We start from the raw sequence: 15675 nt of genomic DNA on the forward strand, positions 1-15675 counted from the left end.
GCACCAGCGTCATTCGCCCGAGGCCCACGGCGCCTGCACGAGCTTGCGGGCGAGATGGTCGACCAGCGCCTGCACCCGCGCGGGTCGACCGCGCCCCGGTGGCATGACCACATGCACCGCGATCTCCGGCGGCTGCCAGCCGGGTAGTGCGACTTCGAGCGCGCCGCGGCGCAACTCGCGCCAGACCAGAAACTCCGGCTGCAGGGCGAGTCCGGCCCCAGCCAGCAACGCCGGCGTCAGGGCTTCGGCGTTGTTCGCGCGCAGCACCGACGGCACACCCACCGAATAGTCCCCATGCCGCGCATGGTGGAAGCGCCACGCGGCGCCCGAGCGCGCATAGGCGTAGGTCAGCCCGCGATGCGTGCCCAGATCGCGCGGATGCTTCGGTCGACCGAACCGTTCGAAATACGCCGACGCACCGACCAGCAGGATGCGCACGCCACACAGACGTCGCGCGACGAGGCTGGAATCTTCCAGCGTGCCGATGCGCAGCGCGAGATCGAAGCCGCCGCCGACGATGTCCACCGTCTCGTCGCTGAGCGCCAGTTCCAGCGTCACGTCCGGAAACTTCGCCATGAAGGCCGGCAGCAGCGGCGCGACATGGGCGACGCCGAACGACATCGGTGCCGCCACGCGCACGTGGCCACGCGGGCTGACCGCCTGCGCGGTCACGGACGCTTCGACCGCTTCGCCCTCGGCCAGCAGCCGGCTCGCACGCTCGACCGCGTCCTCTCCGGCCGCGGTCAAGGTCATCCGGCGCGAGGTGCGATGCAGCAGCGGCGTACCGATGCGCTTCTCCAGCCGGGCGATGGCTTTCGACACCGTGGGCTGGGTGATGCCCAGCGCTTCGGCGGTCGCCGCGAACGAGCCGAGCTCCGCGACGCGCGCGAAGATCGCCCAGGCTTCGAGATCGGGAAGCTTCATGTCGTCATAAATGGAATGGATGTTCTTCCATTCTTTCCGTTCCCCGCATGGGGCGCAAGGCGTAACGTGGCGCCATTCCCGACACGCACTGGAGAACGACATGATCGAACGCCGCCCCTTCGACACCCTCGGCGCCGCCAATCACGGCTGGCTCGACGCGCACCACCACTTCTCGTTCGCCAGCTACCACGAGCCGGCGCGCATGGGCTGGGGCGCGCTGCGGGTCTGGAACGATGATCTGATCGCGCCGCGCACCGGTTTTCCGCCGCATCCGCATGCCGACATGGAGATCATCACCTACGTCCGCGAAGGTGCGATCAGCCACAAGGACAATCTCGGCAACGCCGGCCGCACCACCGCCGGCGATGTGCAGGTGATGAGCGCGGGCACCGGCATCCAGCACGCCGAATACAACATGGAAGGCGAGCAGACCCGGATCTTCCAGATCTGGATCATTCCCGATGCGCCCGGTGGCGCGCCGGCCTGGGGCACCAAGCCGTTCCCGAAGGACGGGCGCAGTGGTGATTTCATCGCACTCGCCAGCGGCTTCGACGGCGACGACGATGCGCTGCCGATCCGCGCGGCGGCCCGAGTCCTCGGCGCAACGCTCAAGGCCGGCGACACCGCCGAGTACACGTTCGCCGATGGCCGTCTCGGTTATCTGGTGCCCGCGTTGGGCGCGGTGGAGATCAACGGCACGCGCATCGATACACGGGATGGCGCAGCGATCCGCGACGAAGCGGTGATCCGCGTGACCGCGCTGGAAGACGCGGAGCTGGTACTGGTCGACACCGCGCGGTAACCGTCTCGACCCCGCGTCACCGCGACCCCGGAATCAGTGTGGCGCGCGCGCCCGCCGATGCTGCAAGCGCAGCATCGGCGGTTTCTGTATGCGCGACGTTTCACGGTTTCCGAACGGTATTGCGTGACCTCGTGCCCCAAACGGCAGATCGGCACGGAGAAGTTTTGACAGCGTTGTCAGCGACCGGCAGCGTCGATGCCGGTCCAGACCAGGGGATGGACCCGACACCATCACGCAAGGAGCCCACATGGACCGCACACGCCTCATCGCCCTGCCGATCGCCGCCTGCCTTGGCCTCGCCGCACTCGCCACGCCCGCCATCGCGCAGGCACAGACACCGGTCTGGGAAGAGAACTTCAACGGCACCTCGATCGACGGCAACACCTGGACCTTCGACGTCGGCACCGGTTGCCAGATCGGCATCTGCGGCTGGGGCAACAGCGAGCTGCAGTACTACACCAGCCGTCCGGAGAACGCGCGCGTCGAGAACGGCAACCTCGTCATCGAAGCGCGGCGCGAACAGTTCGAAGGCAGTCCCTTCACGTCCGCGCGCCTGAAGACCGAGGGCCGCGTGCACTTCAAGTACGGCACGCTGGAAGCCCGCATCAAGACGCCGGAGGTCGGCAACGGTCTCTGGCCGGCGTACTGGATGCTCGGCGCGATCGGCGTGTGGCCCGACCGCGGCGAGATCGACATCATGGAGATCGGTCACGTCGACGGCATCGCCGCAGGCGTGGCCAACCGCCGGGTCGGCGGCGCCGTGCACTGGAACTACGGCGGCGGTCACGCCAGCCACGGCGACTTCGCAGACTTCCCGAGCAATCTGCATGACGACTACCGCACCTACCGCATGACCTGGGACCCGGACTTCATCCGCGTCACCGTCGACGGCCTGCAGTACTTCGAAATGGCGATCTCCGACATCGAAGGCGCCTCGCTGCATGAATTCCACGCGCCGCATTTCCTGCTGCTCAATCTCGCCGTCGGCGGCTCCTACACTGGCATCTTCGATCCGGGCGGCATCACCGCACCGCTGCCCGGGAAGATGCTGGTCGACTGGATCCGCCTCTACCAGGATCACCCCGACAGCGAACTGCACATCGGCGGCGACAGCGCCGTGCCCGCCGGTCGCTTCGGCGTCTATTCCGAACAGGGCGGCCTGGCAGGCGCGCTGGATTTCGGCAGCGACGCGGATCTGTTCCTCTGGAACAACCTCACCCCGATCAGTGCCGCGCCGTTCGAAGGCAACGAGACGATGGCCTTCCGCGCGAATGCCGGCGAGTGGTTCGGCCTCGGCATCATCACCGACTACCGCAACATGAGTGCCTACGCCGGCGGCGCGCTGAAGTTCCACATGCGCACGACGACGCCTTCGACGTTCAAGATCGGCATCAACACGTCATTCGGCGACAGCTGGGTCGATTTCGCTGCAGGCGGGCCGAACTACGGCCTGGTGCGCGACGGGCAGTGGCACCAGGTCACGATCCCCTTCAGCGCGTTCTACAACCTCGACCTGCACGCGGTGAAACAGATGTTCATGGTGGTCGCCGACCCGCCGGCGCAGGACGTCGAACTGTTCATCGACAACGTCGTCTACCAGAGTCCGTGAGCCTCTGCGCCGGGCGTGTCATACCTCGCCCGGCGTTGGACCCCGTCCACGATCTTGCTGCGCTTGCCGGATGATGCGCGCGCGGTGCTCGAAAGAACCGCCTAGCGGTTCTCGACATCGTATTGGCGATGGCCCGCAAGCGTGTCCGCCACGCATTGCGGACACGAATGCGCATGTATCCGCACGTACAGTGCGCGTTCTACGCTCCGCCGCGCGTCATCCAGCTGCGGTCCCGACAGATCGTGAACGGGTTTCTCAGAACACCGACAGCCCGGTCATGCGCGTGAAGCGGTGCAGCGCGTAGCCGCCGAGCAGCGAATTGCCTTTCTCGTCCAGCGCCGGCGACCAGACGCACAGGTTCAGCACGTGCGGCACGACGGCAACGATGCCGCCGCCGACGCCGCTCTTGGCCGGCAGGCCGACATGGAATGCGAATTCGCCGGCAGCGTCGTAGGTGCCGCAGGTCATCATCACCGCATTGATGCGCTTGGCGCGCTCGATGCTGGTCACCTGCTCGCCCGACGACGGGCATTTGCCACGGTCCGAAAGGAACTGCAGGCTGCGCGCGAGGTCGATGCAGTTCATCTTCAGCGCGCACTGGAAGTAATAGAAATCCAGCACCGCCTGCACGTCGTTCTTGATGTTGCCGAAGCTGCGGATGAAATTGGCCAGCGCGACGTTGCGGTAGCCGCTCTTGCGCTCCGACTCCCAGATTTCGTCGTCGCGGCCGATCTCCGGATTGCCGGTGCGTTCGCGCATGAACTGCAGCAGCGCGGCTTCGGGATCGTCGTAATGCGACAGGATCACGTCGGCGACGACGATCGCGCCGGCATTGATGAAGGGATTGCGCGGAATTCCGGCTTCGTGCTCGAGCTGGATCAGCGAATTGAACGGGTCGCCCGAGGGCTCGCGGCCGACGCGCTTCCACAGATCGTCGCCGGCCTTGTCGAGCGCCAGGGTCAGCGTGTGCACCTTGGAGATGCTCTGGATCGAGAACGGCGCATGCGCCTCGCCCACCGTGTAGACATCGCCGTCGAGCGTCGCGACCGCCATGCCGAAGGTGTCGCGCGGCACCGATGCGAGTGCGGGAATGTAGTCGGCGACCTTGCCCTTCTGCCCGTCGAAGCGTTCGCGGACCTCGGCATGGATGGTCTTCAGGATGTCCTGCAGATCGTGGCGGCTGAGGTCGTGCGGGTTCTGGGGCGGGCTGCGCATGGGCACGTCGATCGGGAACGGGTGCCCAGTCTGCGCGAGTCGATGTCAATCTCCGGTCGGGATCGCGCGAAGCGGGCACATGCGGACGACGTGGCGACGCATGCTTGACGCTGCGGCATCCACACTGTCGCCCTGATTTTCCGCAAGGCGAGGCCGAGATGGGCGTAGTGGTCGATGGCACGTGGCGCACAGACGACGATGCACTGGTGGACGACGATGGCCGGCTGCAGCGCCCGTCGTCGGTCTTCCGCAACTGGGTGACGGCCGATGGTGCGCCCGGCCCTACCGGCGAGGGCGGCTTTCGCGCCGAATCCGGGCGCTACCACCTCTACGTCGCCCGGGCCTGTCCCTGGGCGCACCGCGCGACGCTGTTCCGAGAGCTCAAGGGCCTGCAGGACATGATCGGGCTGTCGGTCACGCACTGGCTGATGGCCGACGACGGCTGGACGTTCGCCGACGGCCCCGGCGTGGTGCCGGACCCGGTCGAGCACGTCGACGCACTGTGGCAGCTGTACGTGAAGTCGGATCCGCACTACACCGGCCGCGTCACCGTGCCGGTGCTGTGGGACACCCGCACCGCGCGCATCGTCAGCAACGAATCGGCGGACATCATCCGCATGTTCAACAGCGCGTTCGACGGCGTCGGCGCGACGCCCGGCGACTTCTATCCGCCTGCGCTTCGCGAGGAGATCGATGCGGTCAACGCGCGCATCTACGAAGGCCTGAACAACGGGGTCTACAAGGCGGGCTTCGCCACGCGCCAGTCGGCCTACGACGACGCGGTGGCCGGTGTCTTCGAGACGCTCGACTGGCTGGAGGCGCGGCTGACGGATCAGCGTTATCTGGTAGGCGATGCCCTGACCGAAGCCGACTGGCGGCTGTTCACCACATTGCTGCGCTTCGACGCCGTCTACCACGGCCACTTCAAGTGCAACCTGCGCCGGCTGGTCGACTATCCGGCGCTGTGGACCTATACGCGTCGCCTCTATGCGCACCCCGCGGTCGCGCCGACGGTCGACATGGACCACATCAAGCGCCACTACTACCAGAGCCACCGGCAGATCAATCCGACCGGCATCGTGCCGCGAGGTCCGGCGCTCGACTTCACGATCGACGATGGAGACGCATCGGCCACTGGCTCTGATGCGTAAGCCCGCGCGTCATTCGCCGTCGCTGGCCCCGACGGTCGGCGGCACTTCGTAGAGTTCCAATGGCAGATCGTCGGGATCCGCGAAGAAGGTGAAGCGGCGCCCGGTGTAGGGATCGACCCGGACCGGTTCGACGTCCACTCCCGCCGCGATCAGGCGCGCGCGCCACGCTTCGACGTCGTCGACCGCGAATGCCAGATGGCGCAGGCCGCGCGCCTCCGGTCGCGAGGGTCGCACCGGCGCCTCGGGAAACGAGAAGAGTTCGAGCTGGCTGCCATCCGGCAACGCGAGATCGAGCTTCCACGAGCGCCGCTCGGCGCGGTAATGCTCGGCGACCACAGTCAGGCCGAGCACGCCGGTGTAGAACGCCTTCGAGACCGCGTAGTCGCCGCAGATCAGCGCGACGTGGTGCAGACCGCGCAACATCGCGTCAGCGCTGCGCCAGTGCGAAATCGAGTGCCGCCCGCACGGCGGCGACCTGCGCGGCGTCGCATTCGGCTGGCGTGGTCCGTGGGCTGTCGGGATAGACCTCGGTCGTGGTGACGTAGGGCGCGTCGGTCACGCCTGCGCAGAGGCCCAGCTTGCCCACCGGATATTCGATCAGACCGGGCGCGATCGCCGGCGTGCCGATCAGCGTGCCGTCGGCGTCGGACGGCGCGATGTGGGTGACGGTCGCGACCGCATCCAGTACTGCCTGCTGGAACGCGGGCTGCGGGCGCTCGCTGTCGCCGACCAGATAGAAACCGTCGGGGATGGTGCCAGGCACGTAGGCCACGCCATCGCGCGCGGCAAGTGCCGGCCGGAATTCGCTCTCGTCGCTGTCGGTGGTTTCGTGCAGATCGACATGGACCTGCACGCGGTCGCGCAGCGAGGCGACCAGCGCCATAAGCGCGCTGGATTCGGCAGCCGGACTGTCCGCACGGAACGAACGGTTGGGATCGACCGCATCGCGGTTCCAGCGCTGGATGCGCTCGTAGCCCCAGGGGCTCACGCACGGCACCACCAGCAGCTGGACGCGGCCGGCGTAGTCCGCCGCATGGTGTTCGGCGAAGTCCAGCGCGCCCTGCACGCCACTCGTTTCGTAGCCATGCACACCGCCGGTGACCAGGGCGACCGGCAGCGTGTCGTCGTTCTCTCGGCTGCGCAGGGCGAGCAGCGGAAACGTTTCGCCGTCGTAGGCCAGCGTGCCGTAGTGCACGACATCCCAGCGGTCCCCCATGCCTTCGATGCGCGGTACGACATCGTCGGCATGGCGACGCTGGCGGACCAGACGGCTGCGCCACTGCGCGCGTTCGGGTTCGCCCCAGGGCTGACCCGGCGTGCCGATATCGGCGAACGTGGCGGAATCGGTCATGGCGCAGCTCCTCGAACGGGGCACGGCACTGTACACGGGGCCCCGCGGCGGACGCGACCGGGGCGAACCGCGCCGGGACGCGCGCGTGCGACACACATCCGTGCGAAACCATGAGAGCGGACACACGCCGCAGCGCCCGCGAGGCGGCATGTGCGGCGGTTTCAGGCCAGGTGTGTGCGGAACCAGCCGAGGGTGCGCGTCCACGCCAGTTCGGCCGCGGCCTCGTCGTAGCGCGGCGTCGAATCGTTGTGGAAACCGTGATGGGTGCCGGGATAGACGTGGGCCTCGTAGCGCGTGCCTGCCGCCTTCAGCGCCGCCTCGTAGGCCGGCCAGCCTGCGTTGATGCGCGGATCGTCCTCGGCCAGATGCACCAGCAGCGGCGCACGGATCCGCGGCACGTCGGCGGGATCCGCCTGGCGTCCGTAGAACGGGACCGCCGCCGCCAGTTCGGGATAGGCCACCGCGGCCGCATGCGAGACGCCGCCGCCGTAGCAGAAGCCTGTGATGCCCACCTTGTCGGTGGTCAGTTCGCTGGCCAGCAGAAACTCGATGGCCGCGAAAAAGTCGTTCATCAGCTTTTCGGGATCGACCGTCTGCTGCAGCTCGCGTCCCTTCTCGTCGTTGCCAGGATAGCCGCCGACCGACGACAGCCCGTCCGGCGCCAGCGCCACGAAACCGGCCTTGGCCACACGACGTGCGACATCCTCGATGTAGGGATTGAGGCCGCGGTTCTCGTGCACCACCACGACGCCGGGGACGGTGCCTTCGGTCTTCGCCGGGCGCACCAGATAGCCGCGCACCTCGCCATGGCCGTTCGGCGACGGATAGCGGATGTACTCGGCGACGATCTCCGGATCGGTAAACGGGATCTGCTGCGCCAGCGCGTAGTTCGGGCTGAGCGAGGCCAACAGCGCGGTGGCGGTAAGGCCCCCGACCGCGAACCGCGCAGCGCGATCCAGGAACTCGCGTCGTCCGATGCGGCCGTGCACGTAGCCGTCGTAGAGCGCGAGCAGATCGGGATGGAAATCGCGGGCAGTCAGACGCTTCATCGTGGCTCCTGGTCGGCGGGCACTCCGGATCGTGCCGCCGAGTGTACGGCGGCGCGGCGACCGGCATCGGCATCACCGGGCGGCGTCTCAGGCCACACCGTTGCCGCAGTGCGCGCCATGACGTCCGCAGACGCGCGGGAGGAGATTCATCCGCCCGGGCACCCGGGCGCTGTACGGTGCGCGCTTCCGTTTCGATGACCGGAGTACACGCAATGCGACTGATCCTGGCGGGTGCCACCGGTCTCGTGGGGCGCCATGTGCTGGCGCTGGCGCTGGCCGAGCCGCGGGTCGCGCAGGTGATCGCCCCTACCCGGCGCGCCCTGCCCGCGCATCCGAAACTGCTGGCGCCGGTCGTCGATTTCGAACGGCTTCCGGAAGACGCCGATTGGTGGCAGGCCGATGCCTTCGTCTGTGCGCTCGGCACGACGATGAAGACCGCGGGCTCGCGTGATGCGTTTCGTCGTGTCGACCACGACTATCCGTTGACGATGGCGCGGCGCGCGCACCAGCACGGCACGCCCACCTGCGCCCTCAACTCGGCCATGGGCGCCGATGCCGGCGCCCGCGTGTTCTACAACCGGGTCAAGGGCGAACTGGAAGCGGACCTGCGCGCCGTGGGATTCCGCTCGCTGACCCTGGTCCGCCCCGGACTGATCGGCGGCGATCGCGACGAGCACCGGACCGGCGAGCACATTGCCGGCGTGGTGTTGCGTGCATTGCATCCGGTCCTGCCGCCGCGCTGGCGGATCAACCCCGCCACACACATCGCGCAGGCGCTGCTGGACGCTGCGCTCGAAGCGCCTGAAGGCGTGCACGTCGTGGACGCCGCGGCACTGGCCTAAGGCCTGCTGCATGCGATTCCGGTGCGAAGCGTGCAGGCGTGCATCCGCCGCGCGGGTTCAGATGCGTGCGACACCGCCTGCGGGTGCGCTGGTGCCTCTCCCTGCCGTACGGAGATGGTCCCGGGCGCTCAACAGGCGCGACGGCGCATCCCGCCTACACCTGACGCGTTGCCCTGACGCCGCTGCCGCCGGGCATGCAGCGCCTGCACGCTGCCGTGGACGACACGCGATCCGCGACGCGCGCCATCAGCGCAGCGCGTGCCCGCCACCGGCAGACGATCGCCGGGCTGCAAGAGCGGCGCATCGGCCGTGAACGTATCCGGATACTTGATGCCCGCGCCGGTGTTCAAGGCGACCACACGTTCGCCCACGCGGATCGAGCCGGACTCGCGCAACTGCCTGGCCGCCGCGAACAAAGCGGCGCCTTCGGGGCAGACGAAGCAGCCTTCCAGCGCGGCGGCCTGGCGCTGCGCGGCCAGCAGATCGGCATCGTCGACCGCCACCGCGCAGCCGCCGCTTTCATACAGCGCCTCGAGCACCAGGAAATCCCCCAGCGCCTTCGGCACGTTGATGCCGAAGGCGACGGTGTGCGAGGCCGGCCAGAACGTCGACTCGGACGCACCGCGCGCCCAGGCCTCGACGATCGGCGCGCAGCCGCTGGCCTGCACCGCGACCAGCCTCGGCAGGGGCCGCGCCGGATCGATCCAGCCCAGCGCGCGCAGTTCCTTGAACGCCTTGTGCAGCCCGATCAGGCCGACGCCGCCGCCGGTGGGATACAGGATCACGTCCGGCAGCCCCCAGTCGAACTGCTCGGCCAGCTCCAGCCCCATCGTCTTCTTGCCTTCGATGCGGTACGGCTCCTTGAGCGTCGACGCGTCGTAGAGGCCGCCATCGGCAACGGCCTGGGCGACGATCCGTCCCGCATCGCTGATCAGCCCGTCGACGAGATACAGGTCCGCGCCGGCAATCGCGACTTCGTTGCGGGTGATCGACGGCGCATCCCGCGGCATCACGATCGTCGCGCGGATGCCCGCGCGTGCGGCGTACAGCGCCCAGGCCGCGCCCGCGTTGCCATTGGTCGGCATCGCCAGCGCGGTCACACCCAGCTCCTTCGCGCGCGACACGCCGACCGCCGCGCCGCGCGCCTTGAACGACCCCGTCGGCACGATGTCCTCGTCCTTCATCGTCAGCGCGTCGATCCCCAGCGCGCGGCCCAGACGCGGCATCGGCAACAGCGGGGTCATGCCCTCGCCCAGCGAGACCACGTTGGCCGGATCGCGCACCGGCAGCAGCACATGCCACCGCCACAGCGAGATATCGCGGCCCTGCAGGTCGTCGCGCGTCATCGTGGCCCCCAGCGCTTCGAGGTCGTAGACGGCCAGCAGCGGCGCGCCGGCGTCGGACAGGTTCTGCACCACGTCCGCGTCGTAACGCGTACCGGTGCGCGAGCAGACGAGATGGGACGGCGCGCTGTAATCGGCCATGGGCGACTCGGAGCGAGGGGGTTCCGGCAAGGGTATGTCAGCCAGAGCCGTGGCCGGCGCGTGCGCCCTCGAGGCGTCACTTTAGCGACCTGATCCGCGCAGATGGACGGCTATTCGCTCGCTTCCGAGCCAGTTCTGGCGCCAAGGTGACAGCGGATGTGCCTCGAACACCCCGAAATCGCTCATAGCGCACATCTTCGTTACGAGGTCGTTGCGCGCTGGTTCAATTCTTGTTAATGCTGCTGCGGCGCAGCAAATGGATTTCGAGCTGGCGCGGAACGGGGGGAACCACTAACCGCAGTCCGAGGACGCAACGCATGCACGATCGAAGGATTCCGCAAGTTGCAGTGACGCAGTTGACGCAGGCCGTCAGGACCGCCCTGGCGGTGGCCGTATTGGCAGGAAGCAGCACCGCCTGGGCGCAGACCGCGCCGGCGAGCCAGCAGGAAACGACCTCGCTCGACACCGTATCGGTGCTCGGCACCCGCAGCCAGCCTCGCACGGCGGCCGCATCGTCGGCCCCGATCGACATCATCGGCGGCGATGAATTCCGGGACCAGGGCGCGACCGATGTCCTCGACCAGCTCCGCGTGCTGGTGCCTTCATTCACGGTGAGCACCGTCCCCATCGACGATGCCGCCAGCCTGGTCCGGCCGGCCAACCTGCGGGGTCTGCCGCCCGACAACACGCTGATCCTGGTCAACGGCAAGCGCTTCCACCGCTCCGCCGTGATCACCTTCCTCGGCCACGGCCTGTCTGACGGTGCCCAAGGTGCGGACATCTCGGTGTTTCCGTCGCTCGCGCTGCAGCAGGTCGAAGTCCTGCGCGATGGTGCCGCGGCGCAGTACGGCTCCGATGCGATCGCCGGCGTGATCAATTTCGGCCTCAAGGAATTGCGCGAAGGTGGCACTGCCGAGGTGTTCGCCGGCCAGTTCTACGAGGGCGACGGTTTCACCACGCAGTACAGCGCGCAGATCGGTCTGCCGCTGACCGAGCGCGGTTTCGCGACCCTGACCGCCGAATGGCGCGAAGCCGACGACACCTCGCGCAGCGTGCAGCGCGACGACGCGGCCGAAGCCGCGGCTGCGGGCTATCCCGACATTCCGAATCCGGCGCAGATCTGGGGCTCGCCCAAGGTCAAGGACGACCTGAAGATCGTCGCCAACCTGGGGGTTTCGGCCGAGAACGTGGACCTCTATCTCTTCGGCAACTATGCGAAACGCGAAGTGGACGGCGGTTTCTACTACCGCACCCCGACCTCGCGTTCGGGCGTGTACTCCAATGATGGCGGCGACACGCTGCTGGTCGGCGATCTGACCGGCGCCGGCGGTTGTCCAGTGGTGCCCCTGCGCGATGGTGCGGGTGGTCTCATTCCTTACGACGTGGTCGGCGCCGCAGTGGCGGGCCTGCCGGCCAACTGCTTCACCTTCCTGTCGATGTTCCCCGGCGGATTCACGCCGCGCTTCGGCGGCGAACTCGAGGACAGCTCGGTCGTCGGCGGCATCAAGGGCACCTGGGGCGATTGGCACTGGGACGCCAGCGGCACCTACGGGCGCAACGTGGTGGACTTCACCATCCGCAACACGGTCAATGCCTCGCTGGGCCCGAACCAGCCCGACGGCTACTTCTTCGCGCCCGGCGGCAACGTGCAGACCGAGACCGGCGTCAATTTCGACATCGGTCGCGATATCGAAACGGGCTTCAGCGCCGGACCGCTGAGCCTTGCGCTCGGTGCGGAATGGCGCAAGGAAGAGTTCGAGATCAAGGCCGGCGATGCCGCCTCGACCGGGATCGGTCCACTGACCGAACAGGGCTTTGCGCTCGGTTCCAACGGCTTCAACGGCTTCAGCCCACGCACGGCCGGCGTCTTCGACCGCAGCAACTGGGCGGTCTACGTCGATGCCGAGACGCTGCTCACCGAGCGGTTCCGGCTTGCCGCGGCCCTGCGCTACGAGGACTTCGACGATTTCGGCGATACGACCAACGGCAAGCTCACCGCGCGCTACGAGGTCTCGGACGCGTTCGCCCTGCGCGGCGCCGTCAGCACCGGCTTCCGCGCGCCCACGCCGGGCCAGGCCAACGTCAGCCAGATCACCACCGCGTTCGCGGGCACCGGCCTGGTCGACATCGCCACGCTGCCCCCGACGAATCCGATCGCCGCGCTCAAGGGCGCCCAGCCGCTGACCCCGGAAGAGTCGACCAACTTCTCGGCCGGCCTGGTCTGGAACAGCGGCGACTGGCTGGTGACCGTCGACGGTTACCGGATCGAGGTCGAGGACCGTGTCGCGCTGAGTTCGAGCTTCGTGCTGACCGACGCCGAGCGCGCGGCGCTGGTGGCATCGGGCAACCCCGAGGCCGCATCGCTGACCTCGGTCACCTACTTCGGCAACGCCTTCGACACCACCACCTCCGGCATCGACGTGGTCACGAGTGTGGAAACCGCGCACTTCGGCGGCACCACCACGTACTCGCTGGCGGCCAACTGGAACCGCACCGAGGTCGACCGCTTCAATCCGGACTTCGTCGATGAGGCACGTGTCTACAAGATCGAGGAATCCCTGCCCCGCACCAAGGGCTACTTCAGCGTCAACCACCGCCGCGACGTGTTCCACGCGAACCTGCGGGTGGCGTACTACGGCTCCTGGTACGAGGACCACGTCGACAGCGCCGTGATCCGGGTCGAGGACGGCGGCCTGCCGATCTACGACGACAGCGCGGTGATCGTCGACGCCGAGATCGGCTGGAAGTTCGCATCCGGCCTGTACGTCAACCTCGGCGCGCAGAACCTGTTCGACAAGGTGCCGGTCGACAACCCCTGGGGCGCGTCGGTCGCAGGCGCCGCCTATCCGGTGCATTCGCCCTACGGCTTCAACGGTGGCTTCTATTACGCACGCGTGGGCTGGACGTTCTGATGTGGCTTCCGGCCGACGGCTCAAGCCGTCGGTCGGAACCGGGCGCGGGCTGCGGGCAGGCCGGGACCCGCGTCCCTTGATCGCTGATGCCAGGTGCCTTCTGCCCGAGGTGGCCGCGTTTCACACCCGATGCGACGCCTGATCGCACGCGCCTCTGGCGCCATCCGGATCTCGGAGACATCAGTGCTCGCACCCGGGAATGCGCACGCACAAACCGCCGAGCCGATGTTCGCGTGACGCATCCTCGATAATGGCTGTCCTCCCGCACGCAGCCGGTCCCGCATGTCGACACAGATCTGGGTGGATGCCGACGCCTGTCCGGCGGTGATCCGCGACATCCTGTTCCGGGTCGCGACCCGTGCGCAGGTCCCGGTGACCCTCATCGCCAACCAGTGGATCCGCACGCCCGCCTCGCCGCTGCTGCGCGCCCTGCAGGTCCAGGGCGGCTTCGATGCGGCCGACGATGCGATCGCCGAACGCGCCGGCCCCGGCGATCTGGTCGTCACCCAGGACATCCCGCTGGCCGCACGCGTGCTCGAGCGCGGGGCGCAGGCGGTGACGCCGCGCGGTGAGCGTTTCACCCCGGACACGATCGCCGAGCGCCTGTCGATGCGGAATTTCATGGACGAATTGCGCGGCGCCGGGGTCCAGACCGGCGGTCCGGCGCCGTTCCACGCCCGCGACCGGCAGACCTTCGCGAACACCCTCGATCGCTGGGTCGCCACGCGCGGCTAGGCGCCTCCGGCGGGGTTTGACGCCGCCAGCGTTCAGGCTCGCCAGCGGCCGGCCGGGAAAACGGTTACCATTGGCGGCCCTGGATCGCCGCGCATACGCAACGCGCCGCGACCCGGACGCCCGCCGCGCCTCGATTCGCGCCGTCCGCAACATGCGGCACGCCTCGCCGATACGGCATTCAAGCCCTGTCTCCCGGACGGGCGTCCCGTCACCGTACCGCCCGCGGCCGCCGCGTCCATGTATGTGGCGGCCAATCCATCGTCGCATCCGCCCGGTCCGCCGTTGCGCGACGCGTCATCATCCGCACTGGAACGAACGGAGGCTTCATGCCCAGCACCCCCAAGCCCGCAGCTGTTACCCCCAAGCCGCCGCTGCCGACGGCCGACCGCAAGTCCAAGCAGGCGCCCGCGCTCAGCCACGACCGCATCGCCGCCGACATCGCGGCATTCCGCAAAGCCGGTGGCAAGGTCGAAGTGCTCGGCAATACGCCCATCCAGAGAAGCCTGAAGCCGGCGACCGGCGCTGCCGCCGCCGCGGCCACTCCGGCTGCTGCCGCCCCCACCCGCGCCCGCCGCTGATCAGGAGATAGACGCTTGGCGAAGATCAATTACGGATTCGAGAAGCGCCAGCGCGAGCTGGCCAAGCAGAAGAAGCAGGATGCCAAGGACGCCCGCAAACGCGAAGCCCGCGCTGCGAAGGCCCCGTCCGAGCAGGAGCAGGTGACACAGGCCGACGAAGCGCCTGCGGCGCCCGAAGCAGCCGCTCCGGTCGAAGGTGCGCCCCGCGTGCATCGGCGGACCACCACCGGCGAGTAAGCCGGTACGCCCCGGCGGCGGACTTCGCGTCCGCCCCGGCGGCCTGCCTCAGTAACCCACGGTGATGCGTCCGCGCAGGTGGGTCTTCCGGGCCAGCACGTCGACCAGCGCGATCGCGTAGTCGGCGAACCCGATCCAGCTGCGGCCCGCCGCGTCCGCCAGAAGCTGGTCGCCGCCGATCCGGAATCGACCGGTCCGCGGCCCCTCGACGAACTCGGCCGACGGCGACACGAAGGTCCAGTCGATGTCGTCTACCGCGCGCAACGCATCGAGAAACGCGATGCCGCCCGCCGCTTCCGTCCGGTACGCCTCCGGAAAGCCGGGGCTGTCGAACACGCGCGTGCCGTCGGGAGCGGTCAGGCTGGCCGCACCGCCGACCACCAGATATCGCGGCACACCGGCCGCACGCACCGCACCGATCAAGGCAGCCGGCTCACTGCCTTCGAAGCGCAGCGCGCTGATCACGGCGGCATGTCCGGCAATCGACCGGGACAGCGCGCCCACGTCGCTGGCATCGCCAGCCACGGGCGTCACGCCCGGCAGTCGGGCAATCCGCTCCGGGCGACGCGCGATCGCCGTCACTGCGTAGCCACGCGCACTCAATTCGGCCAGCAGCGCGGAGCCGGCATTACCGCTGGCGCCGATCAGCGCGATGCGTTCCGAAGACAGGTCGCCGCTGGCCTCCGATGATGCAGCGGCGCCGGGCGGCGTCGATCCGGCCGGGTCGACCGCTACGGCGCTGTCGCTGTGCGTCTGGTCAGGTGTTCGGGACATGGGCGGGCGCTC

The 15675-nt window shown here is 68.5% G+C and carries 15 protein-coding genes; 8 read left to right on the forward strand and 7 right to left on the reverse strand.

The window, feature by feature from the left end; genetic code table 11:
- Positions 1-9: 9 nt before the first annotated feature.
- The gene (locus AC3A5K_RS03520) at positions 10-924 is read right to left on the reverse strand and encodes a LysR family transcriptional regulator (protein WP_487616109.1); all 915 of its coding nucleotides are present in this window, start codon (positions 922-924) and stop codon (positions 10-12) included.
- 100 nt (positions 925-1024) lie between these two features.
- Between AC3A5K_RS03520 and AC3A5K_RS03525 the strand changes: the two genes are divergently transcribed.
- Both AC3A5K_RS03525 and AC3A5K_RS03530 read left to right on the forward strand, forming a co-directional pair.
- Entirely contained in the window at positions 1025-1726 is a 702-nt protein-coding gene (locus AC3A5K_RS03525; RefSeq protein WP_487616110.1) for a pirin family protein, read from the forward strand.
- A 247-nt stretch (positions 1727-1973) separates the two neighbouring features.
- Positions 1974-3335 (forward strand): glycoside hydrolase family 16 protein, encoded by a 1362-nt coding sequence (locus tag AC3A5K_RS03530; RefSeq protein WP_487616111.1) that lies wholly within the window; start codon positions 1974-1976, stop codon positions 3333-3335.
- A gap of 255 nt (positions 3336-3590) precedes the next feature.
- Here the strand turns inward: AC3A5K_RS03530 and AC3A5K_RS03535 are convergent, their stop codons facing one another.
- Positions 3591-4550 (reverse strand): glutaminase, encoded by a 960-nt coding sequence (locus tag AC3A5K_RS03535; protein WP_487616112.1) that lies wholly within the window; start codon positions 4548-4550, stop codon positions 3591-3593.
- 158 nt (positions 4551-4708) lie between these two features.
- Between AC3A5K_RS03535 and AC3A5K_RS03540 the strand changes: the two genes are divergently transcribed.
- Positions 4709-5701, forward strand: coding sequence for a glutathione S-transferase family protein (locus tag AC3A5K_RS03540; protein ID WP_487616113.1), 993 nt, complete (start codon positions 4709-4711; stop codon positions 5699-5701).
- Positions 5702-5710: 9 nt separating this feature from the next.
- Here AC3A5K_RS03540 and gloA2 read toward each other — a convergent pair whose 3' ends face one another.
- From gloA2 to yghX, 3 genes are all read right to left on the reverse strand, one after another.
- A complete protein-coding gene (gloA2, locus tag AC3A5K_RS03545) occupies positions 5711-6124 on the reverse strand; it encodes an SMU1112c/YaeR family gloxylase I-like metalloprotein (protein ID WP_487616114.1) in 414 nt (137 codons plus the stop codon).
- 4 nt (positions 6125-6128) lie between these two features.
- On the reverse strand, positions 6129-7052 hold the full coding sequence (locus AC3A5K_RS03550; protein ID WP_487616115.1) for a M14 family metallopeptidase: 924 nt from the start codon (positions 7050-7052) through the stop codon (positions 6129-6131).
- A 161-nt stretch (positions 7053-7213) separates the two neighbouring features.
- Positions 7214-8101 carry a YghX family hydrolase gene (gene yghX / locus AC3A5K_RS03555; protein WP_487616116.1) on the reverse strand — a complete coding sequence of 296 codons (888 nt, stop codon included), beginning with the start codon at positions 8099-8101 and terminating at the stop codon, positions 7214-7216.
- A 212-nt stretch (positions 8102-8313) separates the two neighbouring features.
- Between yghX and AC3A5K_RS03560 the strand changes: the two genes are divergently transcribed.
- Positions 8314-8943, forward strand: coding sequence for a Rossmann-fold NAD(P)-binding domain-containing protein (locus AC3A5K_RS03560; RefSeq protein WP_487616117.1), 630 nt, complete (start codon positions 8314-8316; stop codon positions 8941-8943).
- 128 nt (positions 8944-9071) lie between these two features.
- On the opposite strand, the gene AC3A5K_RS03565 is transcribed toward AC3A5K_RS03560, so the two are convergent.
- Positions 9072-10427, reverse strand: coding sequence for a threonine synthase (locus tag AC3A5K_RS03565; protein ID WP_487616118.1), 1356 nt, complete (start codon positions 10425-10427; stop codon positions 9072-9074).
- Positions 10428-10774: 347 nt separating this feature from the next.
- Here AC3A5K_RS03565 and AC3A5K_RS03570 point away from each other — a divergent pair, with 347 nt between their 5' ends.
- From AC3A5K_RS03570 to AC3A5K_RS03585, 4 genes are all read left to right on the forward strand, one after another.
- The gene (locus tag AC3A5K_RS03570; protein ID WP_487616119.1) at positions 10775-13339 is read left to right on the forward strand and encodes a TonB-dependent receptor plug domain-containing protein; all 2565 of its coding nucleotides are present in this window, start codon (positions 10775-10777) and stop codon (positions 13337-13339) included.
- A 282-nt stretch (positions 13340-13621) separates the two neighbouring features.
- Positions 13622-14074 (forward strand): YaiI/YqxD family protein, encoded by a 453-nt coding sequence (locus tag AC3A5K_RS03575; protein ID WP_487616120.1) that lies wholly within the window; start codon positions 13622-13624, stop codon positions 14072-14074.
- Positions 14075-14400: 326 nt separating this feature from the next.
- Positions 14401-14652, forward strand: coding sequence for a hypothetical protein (locus AC3A5K_RS03580; RefSeq protein WP_487616121.1), 252 nt, complete (start codon positions 14401-14403; stop codon positions 14650-14652).
- A 15-nt stretch (positions 14653-14667) separates the two neighbouring features.
- On the forward strand, positions 14668-14889 hold the full coding sequence (locus tag AC3A5K_RS03585; protein WP_487616122.1) for a hypothetical protein: 222 nt from the start codon (positions 14668-14670) through the stop codon (positions 14887-14889).
- 48 nt (positions 14890-14937) lie between these two features.
- Here the strand turns inward: AC3A5K_RS03585 and AC3A5K_RS03590 are convergent, their stop codons facing one another.
- A complete protein-coding gene (locus AC3A5K_RS03590) occupies positions 14938-15663 on the reverse strand; it encodes an NAD(P)-dependent oxidoreductase (RefSeq protein ID WP_487616123.1) in 726 nt (241 codons plus the stop codon).
- Between the last annotated feature and the right edge of the window lie 12 nt (positions 15664-15675).

The organism is Luteimonas sp. Soil_C_5, from assembly GCF_057656615.1.